Annotated in this window: 2 protein-coding genes; both read left to right on the forward strand. The window is 60.4% G+C overall.

All coding sequences use genetic code 11. From position 1 onward, the window contains the following. The first annotated feature begins 56 nt into the window (after positions 1 to 56). Positions 57 to 551 carry a DUF3987 domain-containing protein gene (locus VHD36_22345; protein ID HVU90089.1) on the forward strand — a complete coding sequence of 165 codons (495 nt, stop codon included), beginning with the start codon at positions 57 to 59 and terminating at the stop codon, positions 549 to 551. A 13-nt stretch (positions 552 to 564) separates the two neighbouring features. Then, on the forward strand, positions 565 to 1929 hold the full coding sequence (locus tag VHD36_22350; GenBank protein ID HVU90090.1) for an IS4 family transposase: 1365 nt from the start codon (positions 565 to 567) through the stop codon (positions 1927 to 1929). Positions 1930 to 1938: the final 9 nt, after the last annotated feature.

A 1938-nucleotide genomic window follows, 5' to 3' on the forward strand; every position in this document is an offset into this window, starting at 1 on the left:
TAAACGGCACGCGGCCGGCGGCCCCAGAGCGTTTTAAGCCATTTCCGGTCGATGCGTTGCCCGAACCGTTGCGGGGATTCGTGGCGGCCGGCGCGAACGCAATTGACTGCGACCCGTCCTACCTGGCCTTGCCAATGCTGGCAGCGGTTGCGGCCGCCATTGGAAATACGCGTTGTATTCAACTCAAACGCGGCTGGACCGCGCCGGCGATTTTGTGGGCGGCGGTAGTGGGCGAGTCCGGCACGGCTAAGACGCCGGCATTCAAGTTGGCGATGCGCCCGATTCGTGAACGGCAGCGAGAGGCTTTGGAGCACCATGCCAAAGCGATGCGTCAGCACGAAGCCGACATGGCCCACTATGAAAAAGCGCTGGCCGAGTGGAAGCGAGACAAGGGGTCGACCAACGATCCGCCGGTAAGACCCGTCGAGCCGCAAGCCGAGCGCTGCGTTATCAGTGATACCACGGTCGAGGCCTTGGCCCAATACCGTTCAATTGATCTAAGAGAATTCGCAACCTCCTGCCACGATGGGGATGTCACAAGTCCCACGTAGCAAGGAGGCTGCGATGAGCGTGATCGACAAGGATGTCGATGTCGCCGTGCGGTGGTCGACAGCGGAACGCGTCCAGGCATTGAAACGAATCGTCGGCAAAAAGTCCATTGAGAAAGTATGTTGGCAGTCGCCGCATCAGCAGCGGCACTGTCGGCGGTTGCCACGCTGGTTCGTGGTCTGGTTTGTGATCGCTCTGGCGCTGTTTTGCCGCGACTCGTACCGGCAGGTGTTTCGTTGGCTGCACCGTTTCCGCCCGCAAGGCACACCAGGACGCTCGACGCTGTGCGAAGCTCGGAAAAGCGTCGGCGTCGCCCCCCTGCGGCGACTGGCCGAGGCCGTCATTGAATTGTTGGCGCATCCCTGTACGCCGCGGACGCACTATGCCGGTCTGCGGCTGATGGCGCTGGACAGTTTTGTGGTCGATGTGCCCGACACGCCAGCGAACGAGCGAGCCTTTGGACGGCCTAAAAGCGGCCGGGCGCCCGGGGCTTTTCCACAAGCCCGTGTGCTGAGCTTGTGCGAGACGGGCACGCATGTGCTGTGGCGTTCGCTGATCAAGCCGCATCGTCGCGGGGAAATCCCCATGGCCCGCTATCTCGTGCGGTTTTTGCAGAAAAACATGCTGCTATTGTGGGACCGCAACTTCCTCAGCTACGACCTGGTCAAGAGCGTGCGTCAACGGAAAGCGCACCTCCTGGCCCGCATCAAAAAGAACCTCATTTTCGTTCCGTTCAAGCAACTGTCCGACGGTTCTTACCTGGCGAAGCTCTATCCCTCGCCACGCCACCGCCAGCGCGATCACGAGGGCATCGTCGTGCGGATTATCGACTATACCTTCGACGACCCGGGACGGCCTGGCTCTGGGCAGAAGCATCGCTTGCTTACGACCCTGCTCAGCGCCTCGCGGCACCCTGCCGTGAAGCTCATTGATCTGTATCACGAACGGTGGGAAGAAGAGTTGGCCATCGACGAACTGAAGACGCATCAGTGCGAACGTCCCGTCCTGCGAAGCGAAACGCCGGCAGGGGTCCTCCAGGAACTCTATGGCCTCCTGTTGGGGCATTTCGTGATCCGTAAGTTGGCCTTCGAAGCGGCCGCAACCATCTCCTGTCCGCCCCGAGAAATCTCTTTTGCCAACACGCTAAAGATTCTCCGCTGCCGCCTCCCCGAAGCTCCACGTAACCGCATCAGCCTCACCCAGTGGTATGCGCTCCTCGTCGCAGAGGTCAGCGAAGAGCGCCTGCCGCCACGTCGCGATCGAATCAACCCGCGCGTGATCAAACGTAAAATGAGCAACTGGGCCAAGAAGACCAACAAACACCGCGATTCTCCCCAACCCACAAAGGACTTCCGTCGATCCATCGTCATGATGAATTGAACGGTATTG

It is taken from the genome of Pirellulales bacterium (assembly GCA_035546535.1).
Classification (GTDB): domain Bacteria; phylum Planctomycetota; class Planctomycetia; order Pirellulales; family JACPPG01; genus JACPPG01.